The 16333-nt window shown below is 33.0% G+C and carries 16 protein-coding genes, 1 pseudogene and 1 other annotated feature; of the genes and pseudogenes, 11 read left to right on the forward strand and 6 right to left on the reverse strand.

The genetic code is table 11. From position 1 onward, the window contains the following. Positions 1 to 381: 381 nt before the first annotated feature. A complete protein-coding gene (locus ACQKNX_RS00005) occupies positions 382 to 798 on the reverse strand; it encodes a hypothetical protein (RefSeq protein ID WP_427426997.1) in 417 nt (138 codons plus the stop codon). Positions 799 to 1153: 355 nt separating this feature from the next. On the opposite strand from ACQKNX_RS00005, the gene ACQKNX_RS00010 reads away from it, so the two are divergent. The 3 genes from ACQKNX_RS00010 (at position 1154) to cntE (ending at position 4444) form a co-directional block, all read left to right on the forward strand. Next, the gene (locus tag ACQKNX_RS00010; RefSeq protein WP_427426998.1) at positions 1154 to 1816 is read left to right on the forward strand and encodes a hypothetical protein; all 663 of its coding nucleotides are present in this window, start codon (positions 1154 to 1156) and stop codon (positions 1814 to 1816) included. A 25-nt stretch (positions 1817 to 1841) separates the two neighbouring features. After that, on the forward strand, positions 1842 to 2312 hold the full coding sequence (locus ACQKNX_RS00015; protein ID WP_427426999.1) for a hypothetical protein: 471 nt from the start codon (positions 1842 to 1844) through the stop codon (positions 2310 to 2312). A 935-nt stretch (positions 2313 to 3247) separates the two neighbouring features. Next, the gene (cntE, locus tag ACQKNX_RS00020) at positions 3248 to 4444 is read left to right on the forward strand and encodes a staphylopine family metallophore export MFS transporter CntE (RefSeq protein WP_427427000.1); all 1197 of its coding nucleotides are present in this window, start codon (positions 3248 to 3250) and stop codon (positions 4442 to 4444) included. Between the two features lie 59 nt (positions 4445 to 4503). On the opposite strand, the gene ACQKNX_RS00025 is transcribed toward cntE, so the two are convergent. From ACQKNX_RS00025 to ACQKNX_RS00035, 3 genes are all read right to left on the reverse strand, one after another. Further along, the gene (locus ACQKNX_RS00025) at positions 4504 to 5583 is read right to left on the reverse strand and encodes a DUF4179 domain-containing protein (protein WP_427427001.1); all 1080 of its coding nucleotides are present in this window, start codon (positions 5581 to 5583) and stop codon (positions 4504 to 4506) included. Beyond that, positions 5580 to 6146, reverse strand: a complete 567-nt coding sequence (locus ACQKNX_RS00030) for a sigma-70 family RNA polymerase sigma factor (RefSeq protein ID WP_427427002.1) — start codon at positions 6144 to 6146, stop codon at positions 5580 to 5582. Before ACQKNX_RS00030 ends, ACQKNX_RS00025 begins: the two co-directional genes overlap by 4 nt. Before the next feature lie 297 nt (positions 6147 to 6443). Further along, positions 6444 to 6704: an S-Ena type endospore appendage gene (locus ACQKNX_RS00035; protein WP_427427003.1), complete on the reverse strand. Its 261-nt coding sequence runs from the start codon at positions 6702 to 6704 to the stop codon at positions 6444 to 6446. A 116-nt stretch (positions 6705 to 6820) separates the two neighbouring features. On the opposite strand from ACQKNX_RS00035, the pseudogene ACQKNX_RS00040 reads away from it, so the two are divergent. The 5 genes and pseudogenes from ACQKNX_RS00040 to ACQKNX_RS00060 all read left to right on the forward strand — a co-directional run. Continuing rightward, positions 6821 to 7552, forward strand: a pseudogene (locus ACQKNX_RS00040) (glycoside hydrolase family 5 protein); the annotation flags it as partial. A gap of 125 nt (positions 7553 to 7677) precedes the next feature. Beyond that, positions 7678 to 8325, forward strand: coding sequence for a response regulator transcription factor (locus ACQKNX_RS00045; RefSeq protein ID WP_340825613.1), 648 nt, complete (start codon positions 7678 to 7680; stop codon positions 8323 to 8325). Then, positions 8309 to 9709 (forward strand): ATP-binding protein, encoded by a 1401-nt coding sequence (locus ACQKNX_RS00050; protein ID WP_427427004.1) that lies wholly within the window; start codon positions 8309 to 8311, stop codon positions 9707 to 9709. Before ACQKNX_RS00045 ends, ACQKNX_RS00050 begins: the two co-directional genes overlap by 17 nt. A 141-nt stretch (positions 9710 to 9850) precedes the next feature. Next, the gene (locus ACQKNX_RS00055; RefSeq protein WP_427427005.1) at positions 9851 to 10684 is read left to right on the forward strand and encodes a metallophosphoesterase; all 834 of its coding nucleotides are present in this window, start codon (positions 9851 to 9853) and stop codon (positions 10682 to 10684) included. 75 nt (positions 10685 to 10759) lie between these two features. Next, positions 10760 to 11413: a peptidylprolyl isomerase gene (locus ACQKNX_RS00060; RefSeq protein ID WP_427427006.1), complete on the forward strand. Its 654-nt coding sequence runs from the start codon at positions 10760 to 10762 to the stop codon at positions 11411 to 11413. A gap of 180 nt (positions 11414 to 11593) precedes the next feature. Here the strand turns inward: ACQKNX_RS00060 and ACQKNX_RS00065 are convergent, their stop codons facing one another. Both ACQKNX_RS00065 and ACQKNX_RS00070 read right to left on the reverse strand, forming a co-directional pair. Then, positions 11594 to 11938 carry a BRCT domain-containing protein gene (locus ACQKNX_RS00065; protein ID WP_427427007.1) on the reverse strand — a complete coding sequence of 115 codons (345 nt, stop codon included), beginning with the start codon at positions 11936 to 11938 and terminating at the stop codon, positions 11594 to 11596. Positions 11939 to 11997: 59 nt separating this feature from the next. Beyond that, on the reverse strand, positions 11998 to 12381 hold the full coding sequence (locus ACQKNX_RS00070; protein WP_427427008.1) for a YbgA family protein: 384 nt from the start codon (positions 12379 to 12381) through the stop codon (positions 11998 to 12000). A gap of 218 nt (positions 12382 to 12599) precedes the next feature. Then, positions 12600 to 12815, forward strand: a binding site (T-box leader). 48 nt (positions 12816 to 12863) lie between these two features. Here ACQKNX_RS00070 and proS point away from each other — a divergent pair. The 3 genes from proS (at position 12864) to ACQKNX_RS00085 (ending at position 15920) form a co-directional block, all read left to right on the forward strand. Then, positions 12864 to 14300, forward strand: a complete 1437-nt coding sequence (gene proS / locus ACQKNX_RS00075) for a proline--tRNA ligase (RefSeq protein WP_427427009.1) — start codon at positions 12864 to 12866, stop codon at positions 14298 to 14300. 559 nt (positions 14301 to 14859) lie between these two features. Beyond that, positions 14860 to 15729, forward strand: a complete 870-nt coding sequence (locus ACQKNX_RS00080; RefSeq protein WP_427427010.1) for a polyprenyl synthetase family protein — start codon at positions 14860 to 14862, stop codon at positions 15727 to 15729. Between the two features lie 14 nt (positions 15730 to 15743). Next, complete coding sequence (locus tag ACQKNX_RS00085; protein WP_340825597.1) at positions 15744 to 15920, forward strand: competence pheromone ComX; 177 nt, start codon at positions 15744 to 15746, stop codon at positions 15918 to 15920. Positions 15921 to 16333: the final 413 nt, after the last annotated feature.

Below are 16333 nucleotides of genomic sequence, written 5' to 3' on the forward strand. Positions count from 1 at the left end.
CGACGTTGACGTGACATAGTAGCACGCTCCTTTAAGTTGGTAGTCTAAGTGTACTAGCCCTTATTTTTTATGTCCAACTTAGTGTAGCCGATTCACCCAGACTACACATCAGTTGAAGTTCAATTACCTTATTTAGAATTCCAAACAACAGCGACAGGTGAAGTATCATCCCTTATATCTGGTAAAGGTTTAGTTGTAAAATGGAATACAATTGGCGGAGGTATTCCCGGTTAAGAAAATATAAAATAAATAAATTGTTCAATAAAAGTATCCATGTGATTTATATTAGGTAGATATATTTATAGAGGTTTGTAAAAAAAGTTGGTCATCCAAAAAAAGCACCTCCGATTGTTCAATCGGAGGTGCTAGTCATATGTGCTTTTAAGTTATCATGTGTAATAATGTGTCAAACATTTTGTTATCAACAACTTGATATGTTTCTTCGAGCTTATTTTCAAGGGATATCGAGCCGTCAGTTGAAATATATAATTTAAATGCTCCGCCACTCCCACTAAGCGATACTATATAATCCATGGCTACTGATTCGGAACGTTTTTGAACAGGCTTTAAATCAATTGTTTTTAAAGTGGATAAAAGAGTAGTTAACTTTTCCTCGTCTAAATCTCTTATTGTCCCACTAGCGGAATCAACAACAAAACCTGAATTAACTTTATCGAAGTTAATATCGTTCAACATGTCATTGGCTAATGATATTTTTTTAAATGAATTCATGTGAAAAGATAAAAAAACAATGCAAACAATAAATAAAACGAATAAACTTAATTGCTTTTTTGTCATTTTAATCCTCCTTAGTATATTGTTTTATACCTTAAGTTTAACAAAATAAAATAATTTTTTACTAATTTCCCTTCTTTTTTGTTGAAAAAACGAAAAAATTCTGATAAATTTTTTAAAAAATAAGTAAAAGGAGATTGAAGTTATGATGATTTATTCAAAATTTAATAGTAGTTAAACTTATAAATGTATTTTTTGATGTTGTTTGACTTCTATCGCTTTTACACAAATGATGTGTAGCGGAGTTCATTAGAAAAATACAAATTTGCCTAGTGATACTATTTCTCTACTTGAATCTATAAAAAGTAAAGAAATAACGTAAACATCCTTAAAGTAAAAATATAGGAGTGAATAATTTATGAAAAAATTCATGTTTGTATTCCTTTTATTATTAGTTTCAATAGGTATAGGAGAAAATAAAGCATTAGCAGAATCAATTACCACAGAAGTTAATTATGGGATTGAAAATGATATTGATCAAGAAGAAATTGATAGAAGATTAGGTATTGTTTTTGACTATTTAAATGAAAATGCAAATGATGATTTCACTAATCAACCTTCGTTAGTTTTTAATATTCCAGTAGGAGAAGGGGTTACTGTTAATGCAGAAGTTTCTAATCAGAAGGTATTAAGAACTAGAGCGTTTGGTGAGTATGAGGATTATATTGAAGCAAATAATACTTATAATTATAGATTACAGCTTACGAATCTAGTAGGCTCTGGAGATGTGACTATATATACTGTGAATTATACTACCGGTAGCCCAATAGCTCCTGGAAAAGATGTATATAGTATAAGGGTAAATAATATTTCTATAACTGGTACACCTCCTTCGGGCTTTAGCGTAGGGCATACAAACACCTACATAAAAGATAACAATAATATTATTGTAAGTACGGGGGGATACATCACATATAAACGTGTTCTTCTAGCTGATAAAACTATAAATTTCAATGATGTTTCATTAGGAAGCTCTTCTGGTGGGAAATTATTAGTTAGATATTCATATCGAGTAAATTAATAAGTTTTAAGAAGGTGTGATATCGATGAATAGCAAATCTAAAAAAACAATACTATTTTCGATGCTTCCTGTGACTTTTGCTGTATCGTACTATCTTATTGGACAACCAAAACCAAAACCCGAGGTTACAAGTGAATTGACTGAGATATTGCCAAATGGTGAAATGAAGGTATCAATTATGAAAAAAGTCGATGAAGAAACAATGAAGTGGCTTGACGAAAAAAAAGCAAATATACAATCACTCATAGCAGAACAAACAGGTTTAAAAGTTGAAGATGTTCTAGTTTCGGCAACCTCTGAATCAAATATAGGCGATTCAAAGAACCAAGAAATAACATGTTCAGTTGTGCTACGCACGGAGTCAACAATTGATGACCAAATTATTCATAACGTAGTAAATGGAATCATCAATGTTTTTAAACAAGATTCGGAGGGAGCAAATATTAGTAAAGAAAACATTGTAATTACTAATAATAATACTGATGTCCTCCATTAAAAATACAACTGCTATGTAATACAAAGTAAATAACCTTTTGGAAGTAAAGAGAGGCTAATTTGAAGGCACCTCACTATCACAATTGATATGCTCTCAAAATTTTATTTGTTTTAAACGCCTACACCTGGGAGCATATCATGCTTCATTTGGTGCTTTTTTTATGGATTAACGCTTACAATACTAAAAGTCATTTTTGACAAATAATCAACATTAAATATTAAATTTATTTCTAGAATGATAGATTCTATAAGCCACATAAACTATGGAGTTTAATAACAACAAGATAATCATCTGTATTGTTATTGTAATAACAACAAATAACACATCTGCAAATAATACAATTTCGCCAGGTGGCAATTCTTGAGCAGGAGTTGATAGAACGGCAATAAACGTAATAATAATCGAACTAAAGAACGCAGCGTAAGCAAAAAGGACGTGTTGATAAAACTGTAGTTTAAATTTGCTAAACCAAAAAATTATATTAATCAGCACTAAGGTAAACGGGAAAAGGAAAAATTGATAAATCATCATATTTATTGAGTCTTCGAGAAGGGTCCAATAAAGAATTTGGGCTAAAGATATAATGATAATATTCGTTGACGCTACAATGAATGAACTATTGCTTTTATGCATTACGTCACCCCATAACTACTTTTTTATCTATTTTAAATACATAGATCTTTGTTTGTAAATTGAAAAGAAGCAAGGCAAATCTGTTTTATTTTTCTTGGGAAATAGTAAATAAGAAGAGAAAATGAAACGTAAATATTTGCCTTGATAGCGCCTTATATTAGGTGCTTTTTCTACTCCTAAAACTTTTAAAAAATAATATTGACGAAAAAAAAAGAATAGACTACTATATCGTTAAATGAAAATGATTCTCATTCTAATAATTGAGAATGTGAGGTTATAAAGTAAAAGGTAGGCGTAACATTATGACAGGTAAAAATAGTAGTTTAATGGATCGTACTTTTACACCACTTTCTTTTGCAATGCTTCAACTCTATTTATTATCTATGTTATTTTTCACAGCGTCTTCAATTTTAACGATTATTTTCCCACTTCAAGCTGAAAAAAGTGGTATTTCTGAAGGTGAGATTGGCTTTATAATGGGCATCACCATGTTTGTATGTATGATTTTAAGACCGTGGGCAGGCCAGATGATTGCAAAGTATAGTGTAAAAAAAATGATGAAATGGCTTCTAGTAGGGCATGCTGTCACACTTACGCTTTATATATTATTTGGGATTCATAGCCTTTACGTTGTGCGTGTGTTACAGGGAATCGTACTCGCCTTTTTTTCAATGGCGATGCAACTAGGCATAAGCGATTTGTTAAGAAATAAAGATCGTGGACAAGGCATGTCAATGTATACTCTTTCGACAGTTATGCCTTCTCTCTATGGTCCAATATTGGCGATGCTTCTTTGGCAACAATTAGATGCAAGATACTTGATCGGTTGTATCGTTGTATTAGCTATTTTTCCACTACTTTTACTTATTGGTGCACCTTTACCACAACATCAAAAGACATTTGTTGCTTTTTCAATTCGAAAATTGCTAGGTACAGTAAAAGAAACGAGAAGTAATAAAGGTCTTCTTATTGCATCTTTTACAATGATATTGGGTGCTACAATAATTGGAGCTATATCAACGTTTTTACCTCTTTATATGTTGAAGTTCAATCTTGGGAATATAGCAGTATATTTATTTATCCAAGCACTTGTTGTGGTAGGAAGTCGTTTTATGTTGCGAAAACGAATCCCTTCTGATGGACATTGGCATCCCAATTTCATTGTACTTGTGCTGTTGTCATCAACCATTGGAACAACGATGCTAGCCTTTGGGGAGGAGCTTGGCTATTTTATTTATCTTTCTGCTATTTTTAATGGTTTAGCATTTGCCATGTTATATCCAACCATTGTGACCTACATATCGTTTGCCATCCCAGAAGATAAAAAACCTATATTACTAGGGGTCTTTCTTGCAACCTATGATTTAGGATTTTCATTCGGGAGCTTGGCAATGGGGATTGTCGTACAGTATTCATCGTATGCCATGATGTTTATTGTATGCTCCATTGTGGCTCTTATAGCTATTGGATTAGTACTGTTAAAACGTAATATTCGCTAATTAATAATTATCCCTCTGCTCAAATAGTTTCCCTATTTGAACAAGAGGGATTTAATATATTATTTTTCGATTTCAACGATAATCTCGTCCATATCAAATTCTTTTAAGCTTGCTTTACTATTGATCAATCTATATTTCCCTTTAATGGAGCCATCCGTATTGTAATCGACTCCGTCATAATCCGAGAGTGTTACTTTTGGTGTGATGATGAGTTTGGATGCCTCAGGATTTAGCGCCTGGAAGGTTTTATTCCAAGTCATTTTGACATCATTTGTGCCGGCCCCGCCATGATAGTTGCTAACATATTGATGTCCTAAATTATCTTTTACTTCAATATCTACATCTGCAATATCCCATTCATTTAATATTTTCTTCAAAACAGCTTGTTCGTAATTGATTTGAAATGATGTTGGTGTAAGCGTGATATTTTCAATATTTACTGAAATGCCTTCCGTTTCACTGTGCTGTTGAATGTTTTGCACTGTAATATTAGCTCTGTCTAAATGAAAACTGAATTGCCAGTCACCAGTAATGCGCTCTTTATCAGTTGTCAGATCAGAAAGGATATAATCAAGCTTCCAATCTACATTGATGGAACTATACTTCTCCTCAGTAAAAGTTGTGGCTTTCCCAACATATTTATTTTCATCTAATCGCGAAATCTCGTGCGTTCCATTTCCTTTATTTTCTATCAGCGGGATTCCCTTAATATGGAGTGTTTCTCCCATATATTTATTGGTTTCAATTGTATATGTGACAATGAGCTTTTCTCCATCATATAAGGCATCATTCACTGTTACCTTGATACCATTGCTATTGGCAACTCCATTTATTAGATTGGCATTTTCTTTATAGTCTACAGATAAGCCATCGTTGTTAAAAAATTTAAAGATATTACCTAGAATCGGAATCTCTTCTGCGTTAGCAGTAAACGATAAACCAAAGAGGGTGGAGGCAATTAAACCTAATGCAAGAGAAGCAGCAGTTACGGACTTTTTCCATTTCTTTTGTTTGCTAGCGTGAATATTTTTCAACAGTTCTTTTTTTACTCTAGCCTTTTCAAACGCACTGACTTCCATTTCTTCAAACTCTTCTATGTCAATGTCCAAATCATTTAAGTGCTTATAAATATTTTTCATACCATACTACCTCCCGTAAAAAAATCAGATGCATGTACTTTTAGTTTCTTTTTACAGCGATAAATGCGATTGTCGATAGAAGCTTTCGTTTTTCCAAATCTGCGAGCGATGTCTTCTGAATGTTCACCAAGGAAAAATTTTCGAATAAAGATTTGTTGATCAAGCGGATCAAGTCGGTTAATCAATTGCATGAGTTCCGCTCTATTTTCATTGCGCAACAAATCCTTTTCTACAGAGTTAGCGGTAGAAGGCTCTAAGTAATCACTGGAAACCTCCATATTTTTGGCAGCTTTTCGGTAATAATCAATGGCTTTAAACTTCGCTATCGAACAAATCCAACTTTTGAATTTCGCAGAATCACCATCGAAATCTTTGGCATGATGCCACACAGATAAAAAAATATCATTCACGCATTCATCTATCATGCCTTGGTTATTAAATGGAGATAGCACTTTATAGGTAATGCCCTTTATTAGGGATAAATAGTTGTCCACAATATATTCGAGTGCGTCTTCTTTTCCAAATTGCAGACGCTGGATAAAATTTGTTTCATTAGATTTCATCTAAAATGGCTCCTTCAAATTTTTGTAAAGGCCTTTACATCTACTATAACGAAAGGAAGCCAGTAATTTCTCATTTTAAACTTAAAAATTTTCACTAAAAATATTTGGAGGGAGGAGGTGAGAGATAATTACGTTATTTAGATGAATAGTCCATTAATTTTTAATGAACGATAAAATGTTAATGAGGAAGAAATGAGCTAATAGCTTTTAGAAAGACGTATATTTTGAAAACATGTGAATAGCATCAAATAACCAAAGGGTTTCGGAAAATATCTTCGAAATCCTTTGGTAGAACTTTTAACTATATAATTGGGGGGAATTAAAGATTGTAGTGGAACATTTTCCTGAACTTCTGAATGCAAATCCAAAGACAGAAAAAATATTACCATGACCACTTTTAAAATTAATGCAAATAGAGCCACCAATTTGATTCATGCCGTACGTTGTCCATAAAATGGTACGTTCCAATTCTCCACTCGAAATCGAAAAATCACAACAAATATCATCATCAAACTTTTTTTGCTCTAACTGAATAATTTCCCTTAACTTTATAACCATTGAGTGACATTTTTTTATGTGACATGCTTGTGACATTAGTATTTCACAATGCGTGTGAGGTGAGGAAATGAGAGTGAATCAAAGTTTGAAAAGGAATATTCTTTCGTTAATTTTAGGATCATCCCGCTGTTGTTGGATATAATTTAGTGAATGAGCCACATCCTGAAACAGCTACAGGATTTAATGATTTTTGGACGCAGGATTATAGCGACTGGTATAGTCAAGTGGAAAATACAGCTGCCGATTTAAATAAATTGTATGAAACGATTGTAGAAGCGATTCGCTTGGTGGATAAAGATACACCGATTATTCTTAATTCTGGATTATATGCAACTCCTTGGGCATTTGAGTATCTGAAACCAATCCAGGATGATAATGTTCTGTATGCATTTCATATGTATGAGCCATATGAAATGACAAGTCAAAATCGTAAACGAGGATTCGAGTATGCTTATCCTGGCAAGGTGAAAGTAGGAGAGCAGAAAACGGAAAAAATATTTAATAAAAATACTTTAAAAGACTTTTTACAACCTGTAGATAAGTGGGCAAAAGAAAATAATATTCCTGCTAATCGAATCATTGCGGAAGAATTCGGCATTAACCGAATGGTCAAAGGAGCTGATCAATATTTATCAGATCTTATTTCAATTTTTGATGAATATGGCTGGCATTGGGCGTTCTATGCATTCCGTGAAGACACATGGGAAGGCATGGATTATCAATTAGGAGAGCAACCGCCAAAGTGGAAATATTGGGAGGCACTTGAAAAAGGAGAGCTACCAAATCGAGAACAAGTAGAAGTAAGTAATTCATTATGGGATGCCCTGAAAAATGGATTAGAAAAGTAAAAATACGTATGTTGCGCTATCGTATAAATGTTAGAAAAAAGGTGAAGTCTTCTTTTAAGGTTTTCACCTTTTGCCCTTTATTATTAGAAGAGTTACTGGTAAGACAGATAAGGAGTTTATATAAAGTGAATATACTAATAGCTGATGATGAGAAACACATGACTGCTATCTTGAAAACCTATTTTGAAAAGGAAGGTTTTAATGTCAGTATTGCTTTTGAAGGAGAAGAAGCACTTGAAATTTTTTATTCAAAAAAAATCGACCTTGCAGTTTTGGATTGGATGATGCCTAAGTTAAGTGGCATTGAAGTATGCAGAGAAATAAAGAAAGTAAGCTTAACGAAAGTGGTCATGTTAACAGCAAAGTCGTCCAATGATGATGAATTTATGGCATTAGATATTGGGGCAGATGAATATATTCGTAAGCCATTTGATCCGCGAATATTAATTTTAAGAGTGAAAAAAATGCTCGGAACAGAAAAGTTGGCTGAAATAAGAAATTTGAAAATCAATTTACAAAGTAAGAAAGTTTTTAAAGACGAAGAAGACATAGTACTCTCTAAAAAAGAATATGACTTATTGAAGATTTTATATGAAAATAAAGGGCAAGTATTATCTAGAAATTCTTTGTTATCGATGGTTTGGGGCTTGGACTATCTTGGTGAGGAACGAACAGTCGATACGCACATTAATAGGCTGCGTGACAAGATTGGAGATGACCATATAATAACCCATAGAGGAATGGGGTATAGCTTTAATGATAAAGTTGAATAAAATTGGAAAGAAATTATTACTAATGGTGAGTGTAATTATGCTCATCGTTTTCGGTGTTTCCTTTTTGTTAAACAATTACTTTTCCGCAGATTATTATTTATTTAAAATGAAAAATAATGTTAACGCCGTTTATGAAGAGCTAAAGGATTTAACAATTCACCAAATAATAGAAACACAAGAAAAAATTGAAAATGATAATAACGTTACAATTGTTATTATTCAAAATAGTGGTAGTACCGATGAAATTAATGAAAATATCGAATTTGCTTTGTTTAAAGATAAAATTGTTTTAAATAAATTTTGGATTACAGAGAATTCTCTAGAAAAAATAAAGGACGGAAAGACAGTAAGGCTATTATTTAATCAAGGAAAACTAAAGTCGAGCCTTCTAACTGTGTTGTATGAGAAAGAGCAACATTTAGTGTTAGTAGGAACAGTAGTTGCTCATAATACAGATGCTTTAAAAATAGTAAACCAATTATATTTATATTCCTTATTTCTAGGAATTATAATTAGTATATTATTGGTAGCACTTTTCTCTAAGAAAATTATTACTCCTTTAGAGAAATTAAAAAATGTAGCAAAAGATATTACAAATTTAAACTTTAAACAAGTGGAGATAACCTCAGGCGATGAAATTGAAGAGTTGTCACACAGTATAAATGAAATGAGCAATTCTTTAAAAAATGTTCATTCACAATTAGAAAAGAAAAATCAAAGTTTAAATACGTTAATTTCAAGTATCTCTCATGAAGTAAAAACACCATTGTCATTAATACAAGCATATACAATTGGTATTAAAGATGGTTTTGATGATGGCTCCTATACGGATATTATTTTAGAACAAGTAAATTACACTTCAGAAATGGTCGATTATTTAATCAAACTATCTAAAATCCACGAGTTAGAAGTGAAAAAAGAGCCATTTGAATTAAAGAATCTTATTCAAAAAATTATTAAACAATATAATATTTCATTAAGAAATAACAATGTGCATGTAGTGCAAAATTTAGATTCAATACAACATTCGTTTATTTATGAAGATAGTAATCAAATAGAGATTGTAATGAATAATTTAATAAGCAACGCCATTAAATATGGCGAAGAGCAGTATTTTGAAATCAACTTAACAAATGAAGATAAAAACAAAATAAAGTTTTCAATACGAAATAAAACGACAAGTTTGCAACAAGAGCATCTTCCTTTTATTTGGGATGCATTTTATGTAGCAGAAGAATCGAGAAACAAAGAAATTAGCGGGACAGGCTTAGGATTGTCGATTGTTGCTAGCATCTTAGCTAAAAATGATTTACAGTATGAAGTGGTGTTAGTAGACTCGTATATTCGTTTTACGATATGGTTTGATTTAGTTGAATCAAAATAAAACAAAGAACGGGCATCTATTTGGTGCACGTTTTTTTCATTTATTGAGTGCCTTTTTCTAACGATTATAAAAGTACACATTACTGTAACATAGCACCTTTATAATAATGGTTATAGATTTGAAAGGGGCATTTATATTGGAATGAAGAGTTTTAAAAGGATTGCAAAAATAGTTTTATTACTGATGGTATTAATAGGTTTATTTATAGGGTACGCTTTTAAAGTTGAACCAACGAGGCTTGTCATTCATGCGTATGATTTAAATGAAGACAAAGGTCAATCAGTCAAAGTAGTTCAAATATCGGATATTCAAGTTAGTGAAACTTATACAATAAAACAATTAAATCGTTTAGTAGAAAAGATAAATCAATTATCACCGGATATTATTGTTTTTACAGGGGATTTATTCGAAAATTTTTCTACGTTTCAACAGAAACAACAAGTCACTGAAAGCTTATCGAATCTTAAAGCCACGGTCGGAAAATATGCAGTATGGGGAAACCGTGATTACGGTGGTGGTGCTTTTAAAATATATGAAGATTTATTGACGAATTCAGGTTTTAATTTATTAAAAAATAGCGGAGTAAATGTCACTGTATTAAATGATAAGAAGCTATTTATCGGAGGATTAGATGATGGTTTACTTGGATATCCAGATGTAGACCAATTGTTATCGCAAATGGATGATAGTTTTGATTATAAAATTGTACTAATGCATGAACCAGATATGGCAGACTTATTAAAAGATACTTCTATTAATTTGCTGTTAGCTGGGCATAGTCATGGAGGACAAATAAAAATTCCATTTATGAAAACAATGACTACCTCCTTGGCTGAAAAATATAGTGATGGATTTTATACTATTAATAAAAGCAATGGGATGCAGCTTTATGTAAATACCGGAATAGGAACATCTAGAATTCCTGCTCGTTTTATGGTTCCGCCTGAAATCTCCGTTTTTAATATTCATTTGTAAGATTATATATAAGTTGTCGTGAATAATCTTATAGTTATATACTTAAATAAACTGATTATATAGGGAGTTGAAAGAATGTTGGCACGATCTAAAGTGTTGTATTTTGTCTTTAGCCTGATGGCTGTAACTTTTGTTTTGACGGGTTGTGGAACATCAAAAGAGGATAAGACAGCGGAAGAAAAAGTAGATTATGCATCTGCTGTGAAAGAAAATCCAATTGTGACAATTACGATGAATGACGATAAAAAAATTGTTATTGAACTAGAGCCTAAAGTAGCGCCGAATACAGTTGCTAATTTTGTTTCCTTAGTGAAAGATGGTTTTTATGATGGGCTTATTTTTCATCGTGTAATTCCTGGATTTATGGTTCAAGGTGGAGATCCTGCTGGAAATGGATCTGGTGGGCCAGAGTATTCGATTAACGGTGAGTTTACTAATAATGGCTTTGAAAATAATTTAAAACATGAACGTGGTGTTATATCAATGGCACGGACGAATGGCAATCCGAATTCAGCGGGTTCACAATTTTTTATTATGACTGAAGAAGCGTCCCATCTTGATGGAGATTATGCTGCTTTTGGAAAAGTCATCGAGGGTATGGATACGGTAGATGAGATTGTTGCAGTTGATCGAGATGCTACAGATAAGCCGTTAGAAGATCAAATCATGAAAAAAGTCGAAGTGGACACGAAGGGCTTTGACTACCCTGCACCAGTAGTACAAAAATAGTATTAGTCATACTACTAAAATTTAAAAGCACGTTGATTGACCGCAGTGTTGCGGCTGGTCAACGTGCTTTTCTTTGGAGGAACAAAGATAATTTTGCTCCTCATTTTTTTATTTCAGTAATGCTAAAACACCTTCATTAAAAGGGATGTATCAAAAAATTGTGTTTTGGAGGAATCGTTATTACAAAGAAGACGGTACATATTCTTGTTGCATCGAAATAAGCCAAATAAAATCATCTTCAGCAATAATTTGTATGTCGTGACCAAGTTGACTTAACTGCTCCGCCTTTAAATGTTTTGTGCTTTTTTCTCGTCGGTTCTTGCCAAGAATAAGGAAATCTGTCTCTTTTGTCACGGCTCCTTGCATTATTGCGCCACAAGCTCGAGCCTTTTTTGCAGCTTCAGAGCGTGTCATTGTGGAGAGGGCTCCTGTAAAGACGACTTGTTTATTATAAAATGGATGCATTAAACGTTCGGATGGGTTGGATAGGTAGATAACTTCTGTATTGTCCTGATTTTTGTTCATGTTGGTCTCCTAAGGGGTTGATTTTAGAGGAGTGTAATTATCTTGCTTTAAAATTAGACTTACTCTTCCTGTATTTTTAAAATAGTACTTTGTCGTAAATATGTAATGTTATATTGTATGGATAATTGCTGTAAAAAGCAAAGAAGCGCCGGTATTTGGCCAGTGATGAGCAATTTCTCATATTTTTGCTTTTCTTCGAACGTAGCAACTTTACGGAAATACCCCCACATATGCTGGCACGCATTGCGCATGCTGCCGTCAGTAGGTGATTGTTGTAATGCATCTTCGATCAATTGTTTAATTTGTTCATGGGGCAGTAAATCGCGCATTGCCTGCCGAAGCTGATTGTAATGCTTTTGGCTATGAAACATGACACGATATTTTTCTTCTCGCCATAATTTTTCAGTTCGTTGACGTTTCAGACAATCACCTTCCCATAACAATTGTTTAAATTTATTACAGTATAAACATCATACATGTTGATTAACGACATTTCTATGATATTTTAGCTAAACAAACAAAACACTGTAAGTTGGGAGAGATGAGTTGACCTATTTTTAAAACGCGAGCTGGATTTCCTGCATTGTTAGAGTAATAAGTGGGGATGTATGACAGTAATGATTGATTAACATTTAGCAAATTGGTATATTAATGTATAAATAATAAATCGATGATGTGATCAAGTAAATAAGTATTGTGTAACAGAAAATATAGCCTAGGCTGAAAGCTATATCACCTCTTCTTATTGAACCCTACCACGGAGATGTCAGTTAACAACTAACCGAGTCGTTTCGTTACAAACGTTTAGAGGACTTAAGATATTTATTAAGTCGAACTAAGGTGGTACCACGTCAATTAGCGTAAAGACGTCCTTTATTAGGATGCTTTATGCTTTTTTTAATTTAAAACATAGGAGGAAAAGAAGATGGCTCAAAAAATAAACGATTTTTCAAAATGGTATGTGGATACGATTCAAAAAGCGGATTTAATGGATTACACACCAGTTCGTGGCTGTATTGCTTTTAAGCCAGACGGCTATGAATTATGGGAGCACATTCAAGCGGAGATGGATAAGCGGTTTAAGGAAACAGGTCACCGCAATGCTTACTTCCCGATGTTAATACCAGAATCATTTTTTCAAAAGGAAAAAGATCATATTGAAGGATTTTCACCAGAGCTTCCATGGGTCACAGAAGCGGCGGGTGAAAAGTTAGAGGAACGCTTAGCATTGCGTCCAACTTCTGAAACAATGATTGGGCATTTGTATTCAAGTTGGATTAAAAGTTATCGTGATCTTCCTGTTTTAATTAATCAATGGGCAAATGTATTCCGTTGGGAGAAAAAAACGCTACCGTTTATCCGTACTTCTGAATTTTTATGGCAAGAAGGTCATACTGCCCATGTCGATGAAGAGGATGCACGTAAAGAAACAATGCAAATGTTAGCAATTTACAAAGAAGTGGTAGAAGGTTTGCTAGCGATTCCAGTATATGATGGACAAAAGACACCATCTGAACGTTTTGCTGGAGCGGTTGATACTTTCTCTATTGAAGCGATGATGAAGGATGGAAAAGCTGTACAAGCAGGTACATCCCATTACTTAGGTACAAAATTTGCTGAAGCATTTGATATAAAATATTTAAATAAAGAAAATAAACATGTTTATGTGCATACAACTTCTTGGGGTACATCGACACGATTAATCGGTTCTGTCATCATGGTGCATGGTGATGAACAAGGTCTCGTTTTACCACCAAGAATTGCTCCAACTCAAGTTGTGTTAATCCCAGTTGGACCATGGAAAAAGAACCCTGCTATTATCGAGAAATTAGATGAAATCTTTGCAGCGTTAAAAGCAAAAGGAATTCGTGTTCGCCTTGATGACTCGGATCAATCACCAGGCTATAAATTTAATGAGTGGGAGTTAAAAGGTGTACCGGTACGTATTGAGTTGGGACCACGTGATTTAGAGAATCAACAAGGTTTAATGAAAGCCCGCGATGAAGAAGAAAAAGTTTCTGTATCTTTAGAAACAATTGTTGAAAGTATTGAAACAGAACTTGAAACGATGCAAACGCGTCTTTTCGAAAAAGCTAAAGCTTTCCGTGCGAATAACTCGCATACACATATTGATTCAATGGAGCAGTTACAACAACATTTAACTCAAGCTGAACAGAATGAAACAATACCAGGTTGGATTTTAGCAGGTTGGTGTGGAGACGATGTATGTGAAGAAAAGGTAAAAGAAGAGACCAAATTCACAACACGTAATATTCCATTTAACCCACCAGTAACAAAGGATACTTGCATTCATTGTGGGCAAGAAGCAAAACATACAGTTTGGTTTGCACGAGCTTACTAATTTACGACTAAATATAAATATAAAGCGTTTCAACAATTTTGTTGAAACGCTTTATTAATGACTTTATACTCATATTTTACGGCTCTTAAAATTTTAATATCATTAATATAGATTTTAGGAAGATAATTGTAATAATAATACATAATTTTTATTATGAATTGGTTTAAAAGTGTTAATAGTTAAAAAATATGTATATATTTACATTTTAAGGATAGATGATATACTAGTAAGTAATAAGAAGAGTAGAACCATCATAAGTCATAGATGACCAAATTAATAGTTAGCATTTAGCAGAACATTAAAAAAGGATGGATATTGCAGACACTTCATTTTATACCTCTAGTTTGTTTAGAGAGTATGATACATATGTAAGTCCAATGTAATGAATGGTTATAACTTTTCAAGTTATTTAGGTAAGCGCTTTCATAGATATGGGGTTAATTTGTATTTGACATAACCAGAGTAGAACATCCAAAATATTGCGCATTGTTAACAGTCCATTTTAATCGTTAGAAAGCTGTAAGGTGAAATCTCAATAAAATAATAATCGGTAGGGTGAATGATGGAGGGAATTAAGCAATCATTAAAGATAATTGCAGGTAATTATCAACTATCAGATGAGTTTAATCGCTGTTTAAACGACTTATTAGATCAACATGAAGGTGGTGATTTTAGTGGTTTAAGTAAATTGCATTTTCAAATGAATGGTGGAACATTAACGAAATCTATAGAAGAAGTTTTTAATCTTCTAGAATTATGGATTCTTTTTACGGATATCGTTGATGATATTGAAGACGGTGATGAATCAAAGTGGGGAATAGATGGGAACATATTGCTGAATGCTTCTACAGCTTTAGTTAGTATCGTATTGTTGGAGCTAGAAAAGCTAGAGATACCTTATAAAAATGAGGTTACCCGTTTATTTTGCCATTACTTACTACAAGCGGTTGACGGACAGCATCATGACTTAATGAACAAGATAACATCTGAAGAAATGTATATAGATGTTGTTAAAAAGAAATCAGGTTCATTAATAGCACTTTCATCAACGCTTGGAGCAGTATTAGCGACTGGAAAGTATACAACAAAGCTTGAAATGAGTGCGCACTATATTGCAATTGTCGCTCAACTTAAAAATGATTATAACGACTTATTAAATTTACAAAGAGACTTACAAGTTAAAAAAAGAACCTTGCCTTTACTATATCTATTACAATTCGAGGATTCGGCATTTGACGAATTGCGATTGTATTATAGACAGCAGGGGAATGCAACTACGAAGATTTGTATTACTAAACAACAGATTGTAGATTCTGGATTACACGTTTTCGTGCATCTAATGCAATCTAAATATCTTAATCTTGCACTAGACTTATTAAAAGAAGTATATCCAACAAAAAATGTTGAAATATTCAAACAATATATTTAGATGAGGTGAAGGACATGTTAGAAATTACTCAATATCTTCAAAAAAATAAAAACATTTTAGACCTTTTAAAAGAAAATAAAGTATCGCTTTTAAATATCAATGAATTTGAAAAAAATTTAATTTTAGAGTCTTTTGAACAAGGTGAAAAGAAAGTATTAAAAAATAATCTTTCTGCTTACTGGCGCGCGTAATTATTACCACTAAGGTCATTTGTAGACTTTCCATTGTGGTTAATAGTCCTGTCATTAGGAGTACTTGTTTAAACACAAATAGGGAGGATTTTACAAATCAGTGACGTAAATGATAAGCTTAGAATTAGAGGGGATGTAGCTATGTATCAATAGTTCATCTCCTTTTTTTATTACATAACACACGTATTCGAGACAAATACAAATAGGCTATCTTAAGAAATAGACAGCCCATTTGTATTGACAGTACTTCTGTAAAGCAGACAAGTGGTCAAGCGTAAATTCCCTATCTTATTAAATGACTTCTACCACCGTCATTTTCCCAACGATCAATATCCCTTCCATCTTCGTCCCACACATCGGGTCTTTCTCTGTAAGACATTTTCTACATCACCCTTTATTCATTAATTCATTTC

The organism is Lysinibacillus sp. NPDC093712 (genome assembly GCF_050280025.1).
Lineage (GTDB): Bacteria > Bacillota > Bacilli > Bacillales_A > Planococcaceae > Lysinibacillus.

Bases quoted from the DNA above. Each gene is read 5' to 3' on its own strand.
- ACQKNX_RS00080 (WP_427427010.1), top strand. From the start codon at position 14,860: ATGATGGAGGGAATTAAGCAATCATTAAAGATAATTGCAGGTAATTAT.
- ACQKNX_RS00035 (WP_427427003.1), bottom strand. From the start codon at position 6,704: ATGGTTATAAAGTTAAGGGAAATTATTCAGTTAGAGCAAAAAAAGTTT.
- ACQKNX_RS00010 (WP_427426998.1), top strand. From the start codon at position 1,154: ATGAAAAAATTCATGTTTGTATTCCTTTTATTATTAGTTTCAATAGGT.
- ACQKNX_RS00030 (WP_427427002.1), bottom strand. From the start codon at position 6,146: ATGAAATCTAATGAAACAAATTTTATCCAGCGTCTGCAATTTGGAAAA.
- ACQKNX_RS00060 (WP_427427006.1), top strand. From the start codon at position 10,760: ATGTTGGCACGATCTAAAGTGTTGTATTTTGTCTTTAGCCTGATGGCT.
- ACQKNX_RS00065 (WP_427427007.1), bottom strand. From the start codon at position 11,938: ATGAACAAAAATCAGGACAATACAGAAGTTATCTACCTATCCAACCCA.
- proS (WP_427427009.1), top strand. From the start codon at position 12,864: ATGGCTCAAAAAATAAACGATTTTTCAAAATGGTATGTGGATACGATT.
- ACQKNX_RS00005 (WP_427426997.1), bottom strand. From the start codon at position 798: ATGACAAAAAAGCAATTAAGTTTATTCGTTTTATTTATTGTTTGCATT.
- ACQKNX_RS00055 (WP_427427005.1), top strand. From the start codon at position 9,851: ATGAAGAGTTTTAAAAGGATTGCAAAAATAGTTTTATTACTGATGGTA.
- ACQKNX_RS00015 (WP_427426999.1), top strand. From the start codon at position 1,842: ATGAATAGCAAATCTAAAAAAACAATACTATTTTCGATGCTTCCTGTG.
- ACQKNX_RS00085 (WP_340825597.1), top strand. From the start codon at position 15,744: ATGTTAGAAATTACTCAATATCTTCAAAAAAATAAAAACATTTTAGAC.
- ACQKNX_RS00050 (WP_427427004.1), top strand. From the start codon at position 8,309: ATGATAAAGTTGAATAAAATTGGAAAGAAATTATTACTAATGGTGAGT.
- ACQKNX_RS00025 (WP_427427001.1), bottom strand. From the start codon at position 5,583: ATGAAAAATATTTATAAGCACTTAAATGATTTGGACATTGACATAGAA.
- cntE (WP_427427000.1), top strand. From the start codon at position 3,248: ATGACAGGTAAAAATAGTAGTTTAATGGATCGTACTTTTACACCACTT.